The 20,558-nt window shown below is 61.2% G+C and carries 16 protein-coding genes; 5 read left to right on the forward strand and 11 right to left on the reverse strand.

Going from position 1 to position 20,558, the window contains the following annotated elements:
* Positions 1–46: 46 nt before the first annotated feature.
* Positions 47–607: an acetolactate synthase small subunit gene (ilvN, locus tag K3555_RS12230; RefSeq protein WP_259985238.1), complete on the forward strand. Its 561-nt coding sequence runs from the start codon at positions 47–49 to the stop codon at positions 605–607.
* Between the two features lie 33 nt (positions 608–640).
* On the opposite strand, the gene K3555_RS12235 is transcribed toward ilvN, so the two are convergent.
* Positions 641–997, reverse strand: a complete 357-nt coding sequence (locus K3555_RS12235) for a cold shock domain-containing protein (protein ID WP_259985240.1) — start codon at positions 995–997, stop codon at positions 641–643.
* Between the two features lie 236 nt (positions 998–1,233).
* Between K3555_RS12235 and K3555_RS12240 the strand changes: the two genes are divergently transcribed.
* Complete coding sequence (locus K3555_RS12240; protein WP_260005354.1) at positions 1,234–2,031, forward strand: helix-turn-helix domain-containing protein; 798 nt, start codon at positions 1,234–1,236, stop codon at positions 2,029–2,031.
* 2 nt (positions 2,032–2,033) lie between these two features.
* On the opposite strand, the gene K3555_RS12245 is transcribed toward K3555_RS12240, so the two are convergent.
* The 3 genes from K3555_RS12245 to prfB all read right to left on the reverse strand — a co-directional run bounded on the left by K3555_RS12245 (position 2,034) and on the right by prfB (position 5,737).
* On the reverse strand, positions 2,034–2,804 hold the full coding sequence (locus K3555_RS12245) for a DUF2189 domain-containing protein (RefSeq protein WP_260005355.1): 771 nt from the start codon (positions 2,802–2,804) through the stop codon (positions 2,034–2,036).
* A gap of 198 nt (positions 2,805–3,002) precedes the next feature.
* Positions 3,003–4,412, reverse strand: a complete 1,410-nt coding sequence (locus K3555_RS24815; protein WP_311199979.1) for a hypothetical protein — start codon at positions 4,410–4,412, stop codon at positions 3,003–3,005.
* A 197-nt stretch (positions 4,413–4,609) separates the two neighbouring features.
* A complete protein-coding gene (gene prfB, locus K3555_RS12255) occupies positions 4,610–5,737 on the reverse strand; it encodes a peptide chain release factor 2 (RefSeq protein WP_129370475.1) in 1,128 nt (375 codons plus the stop codon).
* Positions 5,738–5,961: 224 nt separating this feature from the next.
* On the opposite strand from prfB, the gene K3555_RS24820 reads away from it, so the two are divergent.
* Entirely contained in the window at positions 5,962–8,424 is a 2,463-nt protein-coding gene (locus tag K3555_RS24820) for a Hint domain-containing protein (RefSeq protein WP_311199980.1), read from the forward strand.
* On the opposite strand, the gene K3555_RS12275 is transcribed toward K3555_RS24820, so the two are convergent.
* The 4 genes from K3555_RS12275 to K3555_RS12290 form a co-directional block, all read right to left on the reverse strand.
* Positions 8,418–10,919 (reverse strand): penicillin-binding protein 1A, encoded by a 2,502-nt coding sequence (locus tag K3555_RS12275; RefSeq protein WP_260005356.1) that lies wholly within the window; start codon positions 10,917–10,919, stop codon positions 8,418–8,420. The two genes, K3555_RS24820 and K3555_RS12275, sit on opposite strands and share 7 nt — an antisense overlap.
* A 129-nt stretch (positions 10,920–11,048) precedes the next feature.
* Positions 11,049–11,837: a metallophosphoesterase gene (locus K3555_RS12280; RefSeq protein ID WP_260005357.1), complete on the reverse strand. Its 789-nt coding sequence runs from the start codon at positions 11,835–11,837 to the stop codon at positions 11,049–11,051.
* A gap of 8 nt (positions 11,838–11,845) precedes the next feature.
* Positions 11,846–13,063, reverse strand: a complete 1,218-nt coding sequence (locus K3555_RS12285; RefSeq protein WP_260005358.1) for an N-acetylmuramoyl-L-alanine amidase — start codon at positions 13,061–13,063, stop codon at positions 11,846–11,848.
* A 73-nt stretch (positions 13,064–13,136) separates the two neighbouring features.
* Positions 13,137–14,282 (reverse strand): pyridoxal phosphate-dependent aminotransferase, encoded by a 1,146-nt coding sequence (locus K3555_RS12290; RefSeq protein WP_259985261.1) that lies wholly within the window; start codon positions 14,280–14,282, stop codon positions 13,137–13,139.
* A gap of 22 nt (positions 14,283–14,304) precedes the next feature.
* Between K3555_RS12290 and K3555_RS12295 the strand changes: the two genes are divergently transcribed.
* Together K3555_RS12295 and K3555_RS12300 are read left to right on the forward strand one after the other, a co-directional pair.
* Positions 14,305–15,660, forward strand: a complete 1,356-nt coding sequence (locus K3555_RS12295; RefSeq protein WP_260005363.1) for a M48 family metalloprotease — start codon at positions 14,305–14,307, stop codon at positions 15,658–15,660.
* Positions 15,657–16,421 (forward strand): DsbA family protein, encoded by a 765-nt coding sequence (locus K3555_RS12300; RefSeq protein ID WP_260005365.1) that lies wholly within the window; start codon positions 15,657–15,659, stop codon positions 16,419–16,421. The genes K3555_RS12295 and K3555_RS12300 overlap by 4 nt, the downstream gene beginning before the upstream one ends.
* A gap of 133 nt (positions 16,422–16,554) precedes the next feature.
* Here the strand turns inward: K3555_RS12300 and ispG are convergent, their stop codons facing one another.
* From ispG to hemA, 3 genes are all read right to left on the reverse strand, one after another.
* Positions 16,555–17,682 (reverse strand): flavodoxin-dependent (E)-4-hydroxy-3-methylbut-2-enyl-diphosphate synthase, encoded by a 1,128-nt coding sequence (ispG, locus tag K3555_RS12305; RefSeq protein ID WP_260005369.1) that lies wholly within the window; start codon positions 17,680–17,682, stop codon positions 16,555–16,557.
* Positions 17,683–17,796: 114 nt separating this feature from the next.
* Positions 17,797–19,002 (reverse strand): helix-turn-helix domain-containing protein, encoded by a 1,206-nt coding sequence (locus K3555_RS12310; protein WP_260005371.1) that lies wholly within the window; start codon positions 19,000–19,002, stop codon positions 17,797–17,799.
* 129 nt (positions 19,003–19,131) lie between these two features.
* The gene (gene hemA, locus K3555_RS12315) at positions 19,132–20,355 is read right to left on the reverse strand and encodes a 5-aminolevulinate synthase (protein WP_291737749.1); all 1,224 of its coding nucleotides are present in this window, start codon (positions 20,353–20,355) and stop codon (positions 19,132–19,134) included.
* Between the last annotated feature and the right edge of the window lie 203 nt (positions 20,356–20,558).

A 20,558-nucleotide genomic window follows, 5' to 3' on the forward strand; every position in this document is an offset into this window, starting at 1 on the left:
AAAATTCGAATTTTCCTGGCAGCGACATACGAGAGAAAGGCACGACATGTCTGCCCTGCATATTAAAAAAGGCTCCACCCGCCATTCCGCCTACAACCTGCGCCCGACGTTTTCGGATGTGCAGGAACGGCACACAATTGCGGTTCTAGTGGAAAACGAACCCGGTGTTCTCGCCCGTGTTATCGGGCTGTTCTCGGGCCGCGGTTACAACATTGAAAGCCTGACCGTGGCCGAAGTGGATCATACCGGCCATCTATCGCGCATCACCATCGTCACCACCGGCACCCCGCAGGTGATTGAGCAGATCAAGGCCCAGCTGGGACGGATCGTTTCGGTGCGCGACGTGCATGACCTGACCGTCGAAGGCGTGGCCGTAGAGCGTGAACTGGCGATCCTCAAGGTCGCCGGTGAAGGCGAAAAACGCGTCGAGGCGCTGCGGCTGGCGGATATCTTCCGCGCCAATGTGGTTGACAGCACGCTGAACAGCTTTGTTTTCGAGATCACCGGCGCGCCGGAGAAGATCGACGCCTTTGCCGATCTGATGCGCCCGCTTGGCCTGTCCGAGATTGCCCGTACCGGGGTCGCTGCGCTGCTGCGTGGAAATTGACCCTGCAGCCGGCCCGCGGACGGGCCGGCAGTATCAGCCCCGGCTTACATGAAGCGGCGCCGCAACGCGCCGCTTTTTCACAGATTGCTGCGGAAAGGGAACAACAGTTCCGTTTTCCGGCCCGGCACCCGCCGCTTCGGCGCCTCGGCCCGCTGCCGCACACAGCCGGTCCGCCAGGCCCGGGCTGCCCTGTTCAAGCAATACCGCAAGATTTTCCGCAATCCTGCAATTGCCGCTCAAAGTTAATTCAAACTCAACCCAATCGCCTGGATTCAGTTCATGGAAGTCTTCACTTGCCTTTTTTGTGTAGAAAGCAAGGTCACCCTGATCATCGCACCAAATAACGGCTTTGTTCAGGGATTCATCACTCCATAAAATAACTCCAATCATACCAGTCCTCGCATTGCCGCATTCCAATTCTGGAACAATTGAGGTGACGCCAACATGGTAAAATACGCGCTGGACTATTGCATTTTGTGTCGGCTTGACTAGCCTTGTGACGTGAACTAGCAACAGCAATGACGTCAAATAGGATCAACGCTGCGCAGCCCTCTGCCAATTTCCCGCATAAGGCGTTGTCAGATAGTGCTAAAATACCGCAACCAACTACGCCATCAGAGGCAATGATGACCAGCCATACCCGATCCCCTGCCGACCTGAGGAACATGTTTGGCGCCAATTTGCGTCAATTGTCGCGGCAATATCCGTCGATTTCGGAACTGTCGCGGCAGCTGGGGATCAACCGGACCCAATTCAACCGGTACCTGTCCGGCGAAAGCTTTCCGCGCCCGGATGTGCTGGACCGCATCTGCCAGTTTTTCGAAGTGGATGCCCGCATTCTGCTCGACCCGGTGGAAAAACTGTCAAAAACCGGCCAGGTCATCAACGGCGCCTTTCTCGCCGATTTCCTGGGCCGCGGCGTGCTGCAGCTGAGGGAAGAATTCTTCCCGTCCGGATTCTACCGCTTCACCCGCCGCAGTTTCATCAATGACGACAAATTCGTCATTGGCCTGGTCTATGTCTTTCGCGACGCAGGCGTGACATACATAAAGGGCTTTGAAGCCAAGGAGGCGATGCGCAGCCAGGGCCTGCCCGACAGTCCCGGCGTCCGTGAATTCCGCGGCTACATCAGCGGCCACGAGGACGGTGTCGCCTTTGTCATCGCCCGCCGCAATGCAATGACCTATTCCTTCAACTACCTGGCCCGGGTGGCCTCGCTCGAGAACAACTTCTGGTCCGGCTACGTCGCCCGCACCGTCCGGGAAAACGAAACCGGCGAACGGGTGACGCGGATGGTCTATGAACATCTTGGCCGGGACACCAAACAGGTGCTGGCAGCTGCCCGCAGCGCAGGGTTCGCCAATGAAGCAGAGCTGCTGCCCTTTCACCAGCGGCTGCTGCACACCGGCCAGCCTTTCTGCTGACCCTATTCAGCAGCAGCCTGGCGGTAGATGTGCCAGGTGGCGTGACCGAGCAGCGGCAGCACCAGAAACAGCCCCAGGAACCACGGCAGCAGCGCGGCAAAGGTTACGGTAGCAATCAGACCGGCCCAGATCATCATCACCAGAAAATTCTGCTGCACATATTGGAAACTCGTGATCATCGCGGTGACAAAATCCACCTCGCGGTCCAACAGCAGCGGCAGTGAAATCACCGTGATCATGTAAAGCAGCAACGCAAACAGCGCGCCGACTGCGGTACCGACGGCCAGCATGGTCAGCCCGTTAACGGTCAGGAAAACCTCGGCTGAACTGGAGATATTGGTCATTGTGGCATGGCCCATGAACAGAGCGAAAATCATATGGCCAAGGAAAAACCAGAACAGGAACACCACAATGATGATGGCGCAGATAGACGGCAGCTGACGGCGGCTTTGCTGCAAAACCACACCCAGGATCCTGCCAACCGCTATCCCCCTGCCCTGCTCCAGACGATGCGAGACCTCGTACAGGCCCACCGCTGCAAACGGACCGATCAGCGGAAAGCCGATCGCTGCAAGAACCAGCCAAAAAGTGGTGCCGGTCTGAACCGTGGTCCAGGCCATGGCCCAGCCCGCCAGCACATAAAAGCCCGCAAAAAACAGCCCGTAAACAGGTTTCGCCCGGAAGTCCGCCCAGCCCCGGCGCAGTGCCTCAAACAGCATCTGCGTCGAAATCGGCCGCAGCGGCGGCACCCCAAAGGGCTTTTCGGTGGTCATCGCGGTCTGTCCTCCCATTTGGTGTTTTTGCCAGCCTAGCCGCGATCCGGGTGTTAAAAAATGCCTTCCGGATACATATTACCAATTACCCTGCGGGATCAGCGCTCTGGCCTGGCCTGTCAGGTCCTACCCGGATCCCGTGCAGAACAAAGACGGGCCTTACGGTCCGCCTTCTGTCCCGGAAAATTCAGTTTGCAGTCAGACAAACATGAAATCCTCAGCGGTCAGGACAAGCCCGGCCTCGCCGTCCAGCCGGATGGTTCCGCCATCATGCGTGATCAGACGGTCGCCGCCGTCATCCTCGATAACGAGGCTGCCAAGGCCGCCGCTGTGCTCCCTGATTTGCAGGATATCGGTGCCATCCATAAAGTCCCTGACCAGATCATCGCCGCTGCCTGGTGCAAATACAAATGTGTCGGCGCCGCCGCCGCCCTTCAGCGTGTCATTGCCGCCGCCACCGTTCAACGTGTCCGCGCCGCCGCCGCCGTTCAGCCTGTCCGCACCGCCGCCGCCGTTCAGCGTATCACCGCCAGCCAGACCAAACAGCCGGTCATTGCCGCCCTTGCCAGCAAGAAAATTGGCCCCGCCATCCCCCGTCAGCCTGTCGCCCTTCGAGGTGCCGGTCAGGTTTTCGATGCTGGTTTCCTGAAAGAAACCGGCTCCCTCCGCATTCAAATCGCCGCCCGGCGCTCCCGGGTTCTGCCAGGCGCCACCCGAGTCGAGCGAGAACCGCACACCGGTTGCGAAATTCGAGAAATCAACAGTGTCTCTGCCGCTGCCGCCGTGGATGTTCATTCCGAAACCGGGGTCGGTCTCCGAGACTTTCACGACGTCCCGCCCGCCTCCCAGCCGAACCATGCCAGCGCCGCCAGAGCCGATTTCGACCATATCCTTGCCGTAGCCGGTTGAGATCAATTCGACCCACTCCTTACCGGTGCGGACACTGTCCTTGCCATCCCCGGTACGGACGATGCCAGCGCCATGTTTGCCAATCACCACGGTGTCGTCGCCGCCCGATGTGCTGACATATTCAACGCCCCCCTTGCGGACCACGACCTTGTCGTCACCTATGCCGGTTCGAACTGTGCCGGCCCAGCCGGTCCCGATGGTGATCACATCCCCCTTGGCGCGGTCCGCATCACTGCTGCCCAGGCCGGTTTCGATGTTGAACACAAAGGCATTGCCAGTGGTGACGATGTTTTCCTCGGCAAACAGAAAGATGGAGAACGTGCTGCCATCCTGATTGTTGCCCAGTTTGACCTCGTGCTTCTCCCCATCCCAGCCATTGATCTGGCGTATGCGGGTCGAGTCCAGTTCCACCACGGAATTGTACCCGACTTCCAGATAATCAATCCGGCGGCCTGCGCCGCTGTCCATATCAGTGATCGTCGTCAGGTTGTCCTCGGCGGCATTTCCAAACCGGACGATCTTGGCCGTCCAGTCCTCGCCGGTAAGATCAAGGTTCGACACAAGGCGGTTGTCCGGGTTCCCCTCAAAGACATTGTAGGTGTTCATGAACCGGTCGAACCATTCGGCCTCACTTTGACCTTCAAGCCGGGGGATCGCGGTTTCACCGTCAAAGGTCAGATTCAACTCTACCGTGGCCATGGCAAAGTCCTCCTCGTTAAATAGCTGAAATTGTTAAAACGGGGTTTCACTACCGGAAACAATGCCCGGAACCCCCAAGGTTTAGTGTATCATAAGTTGACAATAAAATGAACGCGCACGGAAAAAGAGCCTCGGGGTGGGCACCCTGAGGCTCTGTCATTCTGCGGCCGGCGCGCCGTTTGCAGCACGACGCTGGATCAGTCCTCGCCCTGCGCCTCCGAGCGGCTTTTGCCGGCGACATTCATCGCCAGCGTTGCGCCCATAAACCCGTCCAGATCGCCATCCAGAACACCCTTGGTATCCGAGGTCTCGTGGCTGGTGCGCAGATCCTTCACCATCTGGTAGGGCTGCAGCACATAGGATCGGATCTGGTTGCCCCAGCCCGCATCGCCCTTGGCTTCGTGGGCGGCGTTGATCGCCTCGTTGCGGCGGTCCAGCTCCTGCTGATACAGGCGCGATTTCAGCGCCTTCATGGCGATGTCGCGGTTCTGGTGCTGCGATTTTTCCGAAGAGGTCACCACGATGCCAGTTGGGATGTGGGTGATCCGCACCGCCGAGTCTGTGGTGTTCACGTGCTGGCCGCCTGCGCCTGAGGACCGGTAGGTATCGACCCGGATATCAGAAGGGTTCACGTCGATCTCGATATTGTCGTCCACCACCGGATAAACCCAGACCGAGCTGAACGAGGTGTGCCGCTTGGCCGCCGAGTCATAAGGCGAGATCCGCACCAGCCGGTGCACCCCGCTCTCGGATTTCAGCCAGCCATAGGCGTTGTGGCCGGAAATTTTGTAGGCGGCGGATTTGATGCCCGCCTCGTCGCCTGCGCTTTCGGATTGCAGCTCGACCTTGTAACCCTTTTTCTCGGCCCAGCGGACATACATCCGCGCCAGCATCGAGGCCCAGTCGCAGCTTTCGGTGCCGCCCGCGCCTGCATTGATTTCCAGGAAGGTGTCATTGGCATCGGCCTCGCCGTCCAGCAGCGCTTCCAGCTCCTTCTCGGCAGCCTTGTCCTTCAGCGCGCTCAGCGCGGCTTCGGCATCCTTGATGACTTCCTCATCCTCTTCCATCTCGCCCAGCTCGATCAGCTCGATATTGTCAGAGAGATCCTGTTTGATACCCTTGTAAGTATTGATCGCATCCACCAGCGCCTGGCGTTCGCGCATCAGCTTCTGGGCCGCGTCGGGATCGTCCCACAGGTTCGGATCCTCAACCCGCGCGTTGAATTCCTCCAGGCGGAATTCAGCGGTTTCCCAATTCAACCGCTGGGCCAGCAGCTCCAGCGATTTCTCGATATCCGCCACGATGTTCTGGGTTTCCGCGCGCATGGGAGGTCCTTGCAATCTAAGATCAGGCTTGTGTGATAAACCACACTTGCGCCGCGGGCAAGCGGCCAGACCCTGCCCCGGACCGCCAGCCGCTGCGGAAAAACCAACTAAAATGCCGCGCGTTTTCCAAAGCCGGAAATACGCGGAATTAACGCGGCCTGCTCAATCTTGGGATCTGGAACGCGCAGGCAGCCTGCCCGCTGCGAATTTGAGGAATTGGGACCATGCCCAGCGGGTATCTTGTCCAGCTTGGAGACGGATCGCTTGATCACGGCGATACGATCACGTCCACCTATTCCTCCTTCACCACGGACCAGAACCTGGGCGCCGGCAATTGGAGCTGGACCGGCTCGCACGGTGGCACGCCTTACACCAATGAAGTCGAAAGCGGCGTCTATTATCTCGGCGCTGACGGCAACGTTTATTTTGTGCCGGATCTGGGCCCGCCTGACTCCTTCAGCTCGGCCAGCGCCGACAATCCGCCCGCCTATACAGACACCGACGACCCGGTCGAGGGCACCAGCGGCGCAGATAACATCGACAGCAGCTACACCGACAGCGATGGCGATCAGATCGACAATGGAAGCGGCGGCGGCGCCTCGGGCAATCAGGACACGGTTGAGGCCGGCGCAGGCAATGATACCGTCAACGCCGGTGCAGACAACGACATGGTGTTCGGCGGTGACGGCGATGACAGCCTGGAAGGCGGCGCAGGCGATGACACGATCTATGGCGACAGCAGTTCTGAGGCCGGGCTGGCAGATTCCCAGGAAAGCATCGATGACTCCAACGTTACTGACACCAGCAGCGGTTTCACAGTTACGGCCAGGGATTTGTCGGGCACTGCCAATGCGGCCAATATCGACTATTACGATGGTGCATTTGGCGTTGCCGGGGCCATCTCTGACTCCGACAGCGGCGTTGACGCGCAGATTGGATATGACAAAGCATCAGGCATTTCCGAAGAGCTGATCGTCGACTTCGATCAGGATACAACCGACGCCAGCTTCACCTTCAAGCACTTGTTTACTGATGGCAACGGCGAAGAAGGCCATTGGGCGATCTATAAGGACGGCGTCCTGGTCGCCCAGGGGGATTTCACCGAAGATGTGGCCGGAACAGGCACCGGGACCGTCGACATCAACGGTTATGGCGCCTTTGACCAACTGGTCTTGTCGGCCAACCTGCAAACCGATGGCACCGACGGGTCCGACTACACGATCTCGAACATCACATTCACGGTGCCGCCGGAGGACCCCGCTGATGGTGATGACAGTATTTCCGGCGGCGGCGGCGATGATCTGATCTATGGCCAGGGGGGAAGCGACACAATCTCCGGCGGCGCGGGAAATGATACGCTTTACGGCGGCAGCGGCAACGACACGCTTTGGGCGGGAACCGGAGATGACCTTGTCTATGGCGGGGATGGCAACGACCTCTATGACACGGACGAGGGTAACGATACCTTCTATGGCGAAGGCGGGGACGACTGGGTTGCAGTTTGGGCAAATCCTGATGGCGAAACCCTGGTGGGCGGCGAAACCGATGAAACCTCCGGCGACATGCTGGAGCTCTATGGCGACGGCACCGGTATAAACATCACCTTCACGGGTGATGAAGCAGGCTCTTTCTCCGTCGGCGGGGATAGCGTCACTTTCTCGGAGTTCGAACGCTACTACCTGCATTCCGGTGACGATACGCTCAATGCGTCCATCGGAACCTCGGATATCTGGGTCAAAGGGGCCGCAGGCGACAACAGTCTGACCGGCGGCAGCGGCAGCGACACCCTTCTGGGTGAAGGCGGCAGTGATACATTGGAAGGCAACGCCGGAGCCGACTCCATCGACGGTGGTTCCGGTGATGACAGCCTGATCATCGGTGAGGGCGACACAGCATCGGGCGGTGACGGCGACGATTATTTCACCATAGTCGACACCGGCGACAGCGGCAGCAACAACATGACCGTCACCGGTGGCAACACCGGGCAAACCACCGGCGACACGCTGGATTTCAATGGCCAGCTTGACAAGGGCACGCTGAACATAACCGACAATACCGGCGGCAGCCTGACCGGCACGGCTACGCTGCTGGATGGCAGTGTGGTCAGCTTCTCGGGTATCGAGAACATAATCTGCTTCGCAGCCGGAACCAGAATTGCCACCACCGCAGGCCTGCGCGCCATCGAAACGCTGCATCCGGGCGATCAGGTGATCACCCGCGACAATGGTTTGCAACCGGTGCGCTGGATCAGTCAGTCGACGGTGCCTGCAACGGGCAACCTGGCCCCGGTGCGGATTCCGGCCGGGTGTTTCGGCGCTGAACGCGACCTGCTGGTGTCACCACAGCACCGGATGCTGTTTTGCGGCGCTGCTTCAACTTTGCTGTTTGACGAAAACGAGGTTCTGGTCCCGGCGCTGCATCTGGTCAACGGCAGCACTGTCCGCCAGGAAACCGGCGGCACTGTCACCTATGTGCATCTCCTATTCGACCAGCATGAAATCATCTATGCCGAAGGCGCGCCCTCGGAAAGCTTTCATCCCGGCGCCCAAGCGGTCTCAGCCCTGGACGATCCGGTGCGCGAGGAGCTGTTCCGGATCATGCCCGATCTGCGCTGGAGCACAGGAACCTATGGCGCCACCGCGCGCCAGGTCGCAGCGCGTCACGAGGCCACGCTGCTGTTTCAATAAAGCCCGCCGGAACTGATGGTGCCAAAGGTCGCCTTGGGGCCCAGCACGGCGGTACCGCCGCTGGAGGTGGTCACTTTGCGTCCCGATTCCTGCACCTCTTCGATCAACGGCAGGTTCGACCCCATCGCAAAGCCGCCATCATAGGTCAGGCCAAAGATCGGCTCGGCGCCGTCGCGGAAATATTCGGCCACCACATAGGCGCCTGACGCATTATCGGGCAGCCGCGCGCCGGTATAGCGGTCAATCTTGATGAAATGGCCGCCTTCCGGCACGTCGAACGGGCCGCCGCCGAACTTCTCGGTGGCCTTTTTCATGAACTGCTGGAACACCGGGCCGCACATGGTGCCGCCATAGGCACCGCGGCCCATCGGGCGGGGCTGGTCAAAGCCCATGTAGCAGCCGGCCACGATGTTGGAAGTGAAGCCGACAAACCAGACATCGCGGGAATCATTAGTGGTGCCGGTCTTGCCCGCAGTGGGCACCGGCAGGTTGATCACGCTCGACGCGGTGCCCCGGTCCACCACGCCCCGCATCATCGAGGTCAGCTGATAGGCAGTGATCGGATCCATCACCTGTTCCCGGTCGGTGACAATCCGCGGCGCTTGACCCGGGGCAAGGTCAGGGTCTGCGCACTCAACACAGTCGCGGTCGTCATGCCGGTAAATGGTGCGCCCGAAACGGTCCTGCACCCGGTCCACCAATGTGGGCTGCACCCGCTCGCCGCCATTGGCAAACATCGCATAGGCCGCGACCATCTTGTACAACGTGGTTTCCTCGGACCCGAGCGAATTGGCCAGGAAGGCGCCCATATTGTCATAAACGCCAAAGCGTTCCGCGTAACCCGCGACAACCGGCATTCCGACCTCCTGCGCCAGGCGGATGGTCATCAGGTTCCGGCTCATCTCAATGCCCGTCCGCAGCGGCGTCGGGCCATAGAATTTGTTCGACGAGTTCTTAGGCCGCCACAGACCCTGCGGCGTGTTGATCTCGATCGGGGCGTCCACCACGATGGTCGCCGGGCTGTAGCCGCTGTCCAGCGCCGCCGCATAGACAAACGGTTTAAAGCTGGAGCCGGGCTGGCGCAGCGCCTGGGTCGCGCGGTTGAACACAGAATGCTGGTAGGAGAAACCGCCCTGCATCGCCAGAACCCGGCCGGTGTTCACGTCCATAGCGACAAAGCCGCCCTGCACTTCCGGCACCTGGCGCAGCGACCAATGGCTGAACGTGCCGTCTTTTTCCGCTGCCCGGACCAGCACCACATCGCCGCGGGTGAAATTGGCGGCAAATCCGCCCTGCATCCATTTGATGTCAGAGCGTGGCACCGTGCCCGTGCCCTCATTGTCTTCGACACCGACGGTCAGCGATTTATCACCAACCTCCAGCACCACGGCCGGATACCATTTGCCGCCCAGTTCAATGTCCCGGGACACGTCGGCACTGGCCAGCGCGGCACGCCAGCCGGCCTCATCCGCAAGCTGCACCTCTTCCAGTGTCACGCCGGTGCCACGCCATTTCCCGCGCGAGCGGTCGTACTTCTGCAAACCGCCGCGCATCGCCAGCGCCGCCTCGGCCTGCATTTCGTGGTCGATAGTGGCCCGGACGGTAAAGCCGCCGGTGAAAAACTCACCCTCGCCAAAGTCCTGGGTCAGCTGGCGGCGGATTTCATCGGTGAAGTAATCGCGCGGCGGCAGCGCGGTGCGGAAGCCCTCGAAATCGCCATTCTGCACCGAACGGAGCGGCTGCGCCACCTCGACGCCATAGACATCCCGCGAGATATACCCGTTCTCGCGCATCTCCCGCAGCACATAGTTGCGGCGCGCCAGCAGCCGTTCCTTTTGCCGCACCGGGTGGTAATCCGACGGCGCCTTGGGCATTGCAGCCAGCGTTGCCGCCTCATGCGGGGCGAGTTCCCCCAGCGTTTTGTTGAAATAGGTCTGCGCCGCCGCTGTCACACCATAAGAGTTCTGGCCCAGGAAGATCTCGTTCAGATACAGCTCCAGGATCCGTTCTTTATTAAGCGTCTCCTCCAGCCGGGTGGCGAGGATGATCTCCTTGATCTTGCGCTCGGCGCGGCGGTCGCCGGACAGCAGGAAGTTCTTCATCACCTGCTGGGTGATGGTTGAAGCGCCGCGCACATTCGCCCCGCGCGAGCGCACTGCCTCAACCGCTGCCGCTGCGATACCGCGGGCGTCATAGCCCGCGTGAGTGTAAAAGTTCTTATCCTCCGCCGAGATAAAGGCCTGTTTCACCAGATCCGGAATGTCCGCCGACGGCGTGAACAGGCGCCTCTCCTTGGCGAATTCGTCGATCATGTGGCCTTCGCCGGAATAAATCCGGCTGATGGTCGGCGGCTGATACTGCGCCAGAGAATCGTGGCTTGGCAGATCGCGACCGTAGATCCAGAACACCGCGCCAATGGTCAGCGCCACCATCGCCACCCCAAGGGTGAGGGTGCTGAAGATGGAACCAAAGAAGGAGAGTATGAACCTAAGCACGGGTTTGGCCTTTCTCGCGAGGTGCCGCCTATATAGGTGCGGCAGTCCCCCGGGTCAAAACAGGAAACAGCGGATATATGCCAGAGAGATGGGAGAATTCTAGCACAATTCCCCGCCCTGTGCGGTGTGTTACGCAGCGGGAGCACCCAAGCCGTTGTCACAGAACTGGCATTGCTGCAGGGTCAGCCCGCCTGTGCTGTGCTCCAGCACCGTCAGCGCCGGAGCCTCGGCAGCGGGTCTGAAGCTGCTCCAATCCCAATCAGGGCACGGTGGCGGCGCCTGGTAAAGCACTGATTTTGCGGTGGTAAAGGAAATGCCCCGCGCTGTGCCTGAACAGGGTCGGTGCACATGCCCCGCCAGCAGATGCAGCACGTTGGGGTGACCGGCAAGCAACGCCAGCAGCGCACCCCCGTTTCGCAGATTGTCCGGATCCAGCATCGGCAGCCCCAGCATCATCGGCGGGTGATGCATGGCCACGATGGCGGGCCGCCCGTTCAGCGCGTCCAGCTCTGCCTTCAGCCAACCCATCCGGTCTGCGCAAAGAACGCCCGCCGCGGCGCCCGGAATCAGCGTATCCAGGCACAGCACAGAAAGATCCCCGAAATCGCACCGGTATTGGATAAAACCAGGCATTGCGGTTTCCGGCAACGGCAGCACCGCACACAGCGCCGCCCGGTCATCATGATCGCCGGTCATTGGCAGAACCGGCATCGGCAAGCCGTCAAGAAATCCCTTCAACGCCTTGTAATTCTGCATCGTTCCGGTTTCCACCAGGTCGCCGGTGATCAGACAGGCGGCGGCATCTGAATGGTGCTTGGCAATAAAATCAACCGCTGCCTGCAGCCGCAAACGCGGGTCGTGGCCCAGCACCAGCCCTTCAGCCTCGAAATGCGGATCCGACATCCAGATGAGTTTCATCGCTGCCCCTATTGCCGCACCAGCGTGCGGCGGGCGTCGTCCTGGGCGCGCCAGGTGATCAGCCCGTTCAGAATGCCGCGCGCAGCCTTGGCCCGCCAACCCGGATCCACCAGGTTCTCAAGGTCCCGCCTGCTGGACAAAAATCCGATCTCCACCAGAACCGAAGGAATATCAGCCGATTTCAGCACCGAAAACCCGGCCGAGCGCAGCGGCCGGTTGTTGATCGGCCGCCCCTGCCCCCGCAGCCCGTCAATCAGCGCCACCGCCAAGGCATCGCTGCGCGGCTGGGTTTCCTGCCGGGCCAGATCCAGCATCACAGCCGTCACCTTGTCGTCTGCTTCACTCAGGTCGGTGCCGGACAGCAGATCACCGCGCAGGTGCCGCTCTGCCAGTTTGGCCGAGGCCACATCGGAGGCTTCTTTGGACAGCGTATAAACAGTCGAGCCATGTGCCCGGCCTTCGGAAATCGTATCGGCATGCAGCGAGATGAACACATCCGCCCCGGCCTGATGCGCCATGGCAATGCGCCGCTCCAGCGAAACGAAATAGTCGTCGTCGCGGGTCATCTGCACGGTGAACTGGCCGGACCGCAGCAGCGCCTCGCCCAGCTCCCGCGCGAATTGCAGCATCAGGTGTTTTTCAATGACCACTTCGGTCTCCGCCCCTGGGTCGATGCCGCCATGTCCGGGGTCTAGCATCACCAGGAGCGGTGCATTTTCATCGCGCGCGCCCTTGCCCGGCACGGTTTGCGGCGCAGGCAGATCCCAGCGCGGATCCTGCGGAGCGCCGGCACCGGCGGCAAACTCTTCCGCCGTGGCAGGCGCAAGCGATACTGCCAGCCGGGCGGCGGCGGTCACCTGGTCCAAGGTCATAGCTGCCGTGGAAACCTTCATCGGCTCTGCCAGCTGCAGAACCAGCCGCGACCAGCCCGGCACATAGGTGCCGAATTGCGCCGTGGTGATTTGCTCGCCCTGCAGCAAGGTCTCCGCCGTCAGCCCGGTCCAGTCGACTTCCTGGAAGTCCAGCACCAGCCTTGGCGGCTCCGCCAGGGTGAACAGCCGGTACGGCACCCCTTGGCTGAGGCCCAGAACCACCTCGGCGCCCCGCCCGGCATCGCGGACCCGGCTGGCGTCAGCATCAATGCGCGCCAGCCCGCTGAAGCCCTGCGCCCAGGCCCCGCCCGCCAGCAGCCAGATCAGCGTGATGAAGGAAAGCAGTCTGCCCATGCCTGAACCCCGGTTCATTGTTTTCGGCGCAGACTAGGCAATTCCGCCCGGATTGAAAATCCGCCTTCTGTGGTCAACCGCGCGCGGCCATGAATTTCTCCAGCCGCGCCAGCCCTTCTTCAATATCCGCCGTCGATCGCGCATAGGAGAACCGCAGTGTCGTTGCCCCCCGGACAGGGTCAAAATCCAACCCCGGCGTCACCGCAACGCCTGCCTTATCAAGGATTTCCGCGGCAAAGCTGCGGCTGTCCGCGGTCAGGTCCGACACATCGGCATAGACATAAAACGCCCCGTCCGGCGGTGCGATTTTGGTGAAGCCGGCCTTGGGCAGCCCGTCGAGCATCAGCTGGCGGTTCTTGGCGTAGACGGCCAGGTTTTCGCGTAGTTCATCCTCGCAATCCATCGCAGCAAGTGCCGCCACCTGACTGGCGTGCGGGGCGCAGATGAACATGTTCTGGGCGATGCGTTCCACCACTCGCACGTGATCCTCGGGCACCACCATCCAGCCAACCCGCCAGCCGGTCATCGAGAAGAACTTGGAGAAGGAGTTGATAACATAAGCCTCATCCGTCAGCTCCAGCGCGGTGACCGCCTTCGCCTCATACTCCAGCCCGTGATAGATCTCGTCGGAGATAAAACTGGCGCCCTCACCCCGCGCCGCATCGATCAGAGCGCCCATCGCGGAATGGTCCAGCATGGTGCCGGATGGGTTGGCGGGCGAGGCCACCATGAGGCCCGCCAGATCCTGCCCCTTCAAATCGGCAGCCACGGGTTGCAGCCGGTTTTCCGGGGCTGTCTGGATGTCCACCGGCGTCAGCCCCAGCGCCTTGAGGATCTGCCTGTAGGACGGATACCCCGGCGCGCCGATCCCGACCCTGTCGCCGCTGTCAAACAGAGCAGTGAAGCTCAGCAGAAAGGCGCCGGAGGAGCCCGGCGTCACGATCACCCGATCCGGATTCAGATCGACGTTATACCAGTCGCCGTACAGCCGCGCGATGCGCTGGCGCAATTCCGGCAGACCCAAAGCAACAGTATAACCCAAAGCATTGTTTTCCAGCGCATTCCCCAGCGCTTTCAAGGCACCGGAGGGCGCCCCCGTCGATGGCTGGCCCACCTCCATATGGATGATATGGCGGCCTGCTTCCTCGGCCTTGCGGGCGGCCTCCATCACGTCCATCACAATAAACGGATCAACGCTGGATCGGCTTGAGTTTCGCATTCTGATCTCCCATGGTGCGCGCATGAGTTTTGACCGTTTCTTCCGGCTGGCGTCAATCCCGGCTCTTGTGCTTTGCGCGCTGTTACAATTTGCAGCGGCAGCGCAGGCGGCGTCGATCTCGCTGCTGCGCGATCCGGATATCGAGCACGGGCTGAACCGACTGGCAGCACCGGTGCTGCGGGCCGCGGGGCTGAACGCAAACCGGGTCCGGATCCTGCTGGTCAACGATTCCGCCTTCAATGCCTTTGTCTTGGATTCGCGAACGATATTCGTGAATTACGGGCTGATCCTCAAGGTGACCTCCCCCGAGATGCTGCAGGCAGTAATCGCCCATGAGGCCGCCCATATCACCAATGGCCATCTGGCGCGGCGGATGCAGAACCTGCGCTCGGCCAGCAGCGCTGCAGGTCTAGGCGTGGCGCTTGCAGTTCTGGCTGCGGCGGCGGGTGCAGGCGACGCGGCGGGCGGCATTGCCATCGGCACGCAGAATTCCGCGCTGCGCGGGTTTCTATCCCATACCCGCGCCGAAGAAAGCTCGGCCGACCGTTCTGCTGCGGATTACCTCAACCGTGCCGGCATCAGCCCGCAGGGGCTGGTCGATCTGCACCGCGCCTTTGCCGGTCAGGAAGTGCTGAGTGCCGGCAGTCAGGACCCCTACACCCGCTCGCACCCGCTTAGCCGCGACCGTATCCGCGCCGCGCAAGCCTATCTCGCGGCGCATGGCGACAAGGGCCGGGCCAGTGCCGAGGCGCAATACTGGTTCGCCCGGGTGCGCGGCAAGCTGTCGGGGTTTACCCGCGCCCCGAAATGGACGCTGCGCCGGGTGCGCGAGGAACAGTACAAAGACGTGCGCCTGATGCGCGAAGCCGCCGCCTATCACCGGCAGCGAAATTTGAAGAAAGCCCTCAAGGCGGTAAATGGCGCGCTGGCGGTCCGGCCCTCCGACCCCTTCTATCATGAATTGAAAGGACAGATCCTGATAGAGAACCGGCAATGGGGCGCCGCATTGGCGGCCTATGGCCAGGCGGTGAAACTGGCCCCCAAGGACCCGCTGATCCTTTCCGGTTACGGGCGTGCGCAGCTGGCCGCGGGCCAGCCGAAAGCGGCGCTGCAATCCATGGAACGCGCCCGCGCCATTGATTTCCGCAATCAGGTGCTGCTGCGCGACATGTCGCTGGCCTATGCCAAGACCGGCCAGCGCGGCCTGGCCGCGCTGGTCACCGCCGAACGCTATGCCTTGCAAGGGCGTCTGGATGACGCCGGAATTCATGCCAAACGGGCTGTCGCCCAGCTGCCTGCAGGATCCGCCGCCGCGCGGCGGGCACAGGATGTGCTGACGGCCTATGAACAAGCTCAGAAAAGGAAAAGACGAAAATGAAACCCTTTACCCGCGCCGCCACGGCGGCAGCCACCGCCCTCGCGCTGCTGAGCACCCCGGCGCAGGCGTTGGACCTCAGCAATATGTCAGAAGCCGAACGTGAGGCTTTTGGCGAACAGATCCGTGCCTATCTGCTGGAGAACCCCGAGCTGATCCTGGAAGCGGTTGATCTGCTGGAACAGCGCCAGCAGCAGGCCGAGGCTGTCCGCGATGACACGCTGGTCACAGACAATCTGGCAGAGCTGCAGAATGACGGCTATTCCTGGGTCGGCGGCAATCCGGATGGCGACATCACCCTGGTTGAATTCATGGACTACCGCTGCGGCTACTGCCGCCGGGCGGCCCCCGAGGTGGAAAAGCTGGTGAAAGGCGACGGCAATATCCGCCTGGTGATCAAGGAATTCCCGATCCTGGGCGAAGCCTCGGTGCTGTCGTCGCGCTTTGCCGTGGCATCCAAACTGGTGGCGGGGAATGACGCCTATAAGCAAGTGCATGATGCACTGATAGAATTCGGCAGCGAGCCGAACGAGGTGGCTTTGCGCCGGATCGCGGACGGGCTGTCATTGGATGGCGATGCGATCTTTGCCAAGATGGACAGCGAAGAGGTGACGGCCGAGCTGCGCCAGACCCGAGCGCTGGCACAGAAGATGGCAATCTCCGGCACCCCGACCTTTGTGCTGGGCAATGAGCTGCTGCGCGGCTACCTGCCCGCCGACCAGATGGAGATCATAGTGGCTGAAATCCGCGACCAGCAGAGCTGACGCCTGACGCCGAACCGGCGGAACCGGGGCTCTGCCCGCCGCCATTGGGCTTGAACCAATGGCGCACCAATGGCAGCCCCGGAGTATTTTTGTAAAGATGAAAAAGCGGGCGGCCTGAAGCGGGCCTGCGGGGTTATTCCGCAGCTTGGGCGGCCATTTCCGCTTCAATTTCCGAGGCCTTTTTCTCGACCTCTTCAACGATGTGGTCGACCATCTGTTCGTTGGACATCTTGTGGCTGGCCTTGCCCGCCAGATAGACCATGCCCGCACCCGCGCCGCCGCCGGTGAAGCCGACGTCGGTCATCAGCGCCTCACCCGGACCGTTCACCACGCAGCCGATGATCGAAAGGCTCATCGGGGTATGGATATGGGCAAGCCGTTCTTCCAGCGCCTCCACCGTCTTGATCACGTTGAACCCTTGGCGCGCGCAACTGGGGCAGGAGATGATATTGACGCCGCGGTGGCGCAGGCCGAGGGATTTGAGGATCTCAAAGCCGACTTTCACTTCCTCCACCGGATCGGCAGAAAGGCTCACGCGCAAGGTGTCGCCGATGCCCATCCACAAGAGCTGGCCCAGGCCGATCGCCGATTTGATGGTGCCGGAGACAAAGCCGCCCGCCTCGGTGATGCCGAGATGGATCGGCGCGTCGGTCGCCTCTGCCAGCTGCTGGTATGCGGCGGCTGACATGAAGACATCCGAAGCTTTCACCGAGATTTTGAATTCGTGGAAATCATGGTCTTGCAGGATGCGGATATGGTCGAGGCCGGACTCCACCATCGCTTCCGGGCAGGGCTCACCGTATTTATCCAGGAGGTGTTTTTCCAGAGAGCCGGCATTCACCCCGATGCGGATTGAGCAATTGTGGTCTTTTGCGGCATTGATAACCTCGGCCACCCGTTTTTCGTCGCCGATGTTGCCCGGGTTGATGCGCAGGCAGGCGGCTCCCGCCTCGGCAGCCTCAATCCCGCGTTTGTAGTGGAAATGGATATCGGCCACGATCGGAACCGGGCTTTCGCGCACAATCTCCTTCAGCGCCTTTGAGGACGCCTCATCCGGGACCGAGACCCGGACCAAATCCGCGCCTGCCTCAGCCGCGGCCTGGATCTGGGCAACGGTGCCGGCCACATCGGTGGTCAGCGTGTTGGTCATCGTCTGCACCGCAATCGGGGCGTCGCCGCCGACGGGCACATTGCCGACATGGATCTGGCGGCTTTTGCGGCGCTCGATATGGCGCCAGGGGCGGATGTGGTTGATCGACATGAGGAATGCGTCCCGGCTGGATCCTGTTAACAGCTAGATACGTGCTGAGAGGCGGCGCTGCAATGGCAGCCCGCCTCTTGCGGCGGGAATCGCCGGGCACAATTGCGGCAACAGCTACTCGGCCGGCTGGTCCGCCTGCAGCTCGGCGACCAATGTTGCCAGTGCTTCATTGCTGCCATCGGCCAGATCAGCCAGTGCAAACCGGTTGGTGATCGCATCCATCGACAGGTCGATATTCTTGGATACCTGACCGCGTTCGCCGACCGGGCCGAAATGTTCGCCGTTAACCGCAAAATAGATTGCACTGCTTTCGCCGGTGCGCAGGCGCGGGGCATCTTCGGTCAAAGGCACCTCAAACCGTTGGCCTGCGTCCATGATGGTTTCCAGGATCACGCTGCCATCTGCCGCGGTGACCTGCACCCAGGACGGGCGCACCGCAACCATTTCAACGCCCGGCTTAACCTCGGCCACAACCTGCGGCACCAATTGCAGCCCCCCCCCGCCTTCATATGGCAGGCTGGCTTCGGCAAAGGCCAGCGAGGGCACTTCAGGCGCAGCAAAGTTGCCCAGCGTGGACGGATCCAGGGTCGAAATCGGTGCATCGCGCGCCACCAGCACAGGCACATCCAGAGCCTGCGGGCGGTAAAGCCGGTCCAGCGCCTCAGCTGCCGGATCCTGCGCGTCCCCGGCTGCATTCAAAACCGCGCTGTTCAGCGGATCAAGGTCAGCCAGCACCGCAGGGGTTTGATCCACTGGTGCGAACTGCACCTGCTGCACCTCTTTCAAAACAGCCCAGCCGCCATAACCGATGCCGCCGATCAGCGCTGCCAGCACCATCAGCGAGCCGACAGCCCGCGGTTCGATCTGGCTGAGAAAACTGCTGGGGGCGGGAATAAACGGTGTGTTGGGCGAGGCAAAAGCATCGCCGCCCAGCCCGGTGGATGTGACTGCCGGGGCGGCGCCGCCTTTGGTCCGGCTGGAAGCTTCGGCAGACATGCCATGGGCAACGGTAAATCCGCTTTCGGTGCAGAAATCCTGAAAAGCCTCTTCTGCGTCCATATTCAGATAGCGTGCATAGGAACGCACATACCCGGCGATGAAGCCGGGCGTGTCAAAGGCGGAAGGGTCCGAATTCTCGATTGCGGCGATGTAGGACGCCTTGATCCGCAGCTCGCGCTGCACATCCAGCAACGACTTACCCATCGTTGCCCGCTCACCGCGCATTATGTCGCCGAGCTTCAACTCGAAATCGTCAAAACCCTTCGGCTCTGCCGTTCCACCATGCTCTTCTTGCTTGCGCTGGGTGAAGCGCCCGATCATGCCTGCTGTCCCATTTTTGCCTGCCGCAATCTGTTCAGGGCGGTGAAAGAATCACATTTGCGACTCAGATCCGCTCATTGATTAGCAACAGCGTAACACACCGAAGGTAAATTTACACTGATCAGTATGTTACCCGGCAAGTTCGGCACGATTCAGCGCACAATGCGACCACAATGCGTCCATCGCCTGGACCAGCGCGTCGATTTCCTTGGGGCCGTGCACCGGCGACGGGGTAAAACGCAAACGCTCGGTGCCGCGCGGCACAGTCGGGTAATTGATCGGCTGCACGTAGATGCCATAGTCCTCCAGCAGATGGTCGGACAGCACTTTTGTGTGGACCGGGTTGCCGACAATCACCGGCACGATGTGGCTGCCATGATCAATGATCGGCAGGCCAAGACCCTTAAGCCGCAATTTCAGCACCTTGGCCTGGTCCTGATGCTTGTCGCGCAGATCCTGCGCGCCCTTCAGATAGGCAACCGAGGCCGCCGCCCCTGCCGCAACCGACGGCGCAAGCGAGGTGGTGAAGATGAAGCCCGGCGCATAAGAGCGGATCGCGTCGCACATCTTGGCGGAGGCAGCAATATAGCCGCCCATCACGCCGTAGGCCTTGGCAAGCGTGCCGTTGATTATGTCGATGCGGTGGGCCAGACGGTCGCGCTCCGCCACGCCGCCGCCGCGCGGGCCGTACATGCCAACCGCGTGGACTTCGTCGATATAGGTCAGCGCGCCGAATTCATCAGCCAGGTCGCAAAGCGCTTCGATAGGGCCGAAATCGCCATCCATCGAATAAATCGATTCAAAGGCGATCAGTTTGGGCGCCTTGGGGTCATCGGCTTCCAGCAGCTCGCGCAGATGCGCCGCGTCATTGTGGCGGAAGATACGCTTGGCGCCGCCATTGCGGCGCACGCCCTCGATCATCGAGGCATGGTTCAGCGCATCGGAATAGATGATGAGGCCGGGGAACAGCTTGGGCAGAGTGCTCAGCGTGGCGTCATTGGCGATGTAAGCCGAGGTGAACAGCAGCGAGGCTTCCTTGCCATGCAGATCCGCCAGTTCGGCCTCCAGCTGCTTGTGATAAACCGTAGTGCCGGAAATGTTGCGGGTGCCGCCGGAGCCTGCGCCGGTCGAATCAATCGCATCATGCATCGCCTCCAGCACAACCGGATGCTGGCCCATGCCCAGATAGTCATTGCCGCACCAGACGGTGATGTCCTGTTCGCCGCCGTCCGGACGGGTCCAGACCGCATGCGGGAAATGGCCCTTCTTGCGCTCGATGTCGATAAAGGTCCGGTAGCGGCCCTCGTCGTGAAGGCTGGCAATCGCTGCATCCAGTTTCGCGGTATAGTCCACCGGCATCTCCATGGCTTCATGCGGCCCCAGGGGCACGCGGGCTGTGTAAAGGGCACGGCCTGTCGGCGATGCGGCCACATTCACGGTCCGGAATGATTACCGCAGGCACCCCTTTTGATCAACTGCATACGCGCCGCCCTAGGTGCGCAACATTGATGCAGGTCAAATAAAACTTAAACAGAGGCTGGGCAAGGACAGCTGCG

Origin of the sequence: Leisingera sp. M527, from assembly GCF_025141525.1 — a bacterium.
Taxonomy (GTDB): Bacteria; Pseudomonadota; Alphaproteobacteria; order Rhodobacterales; family Rhodobacteraceae; genus Leisingera.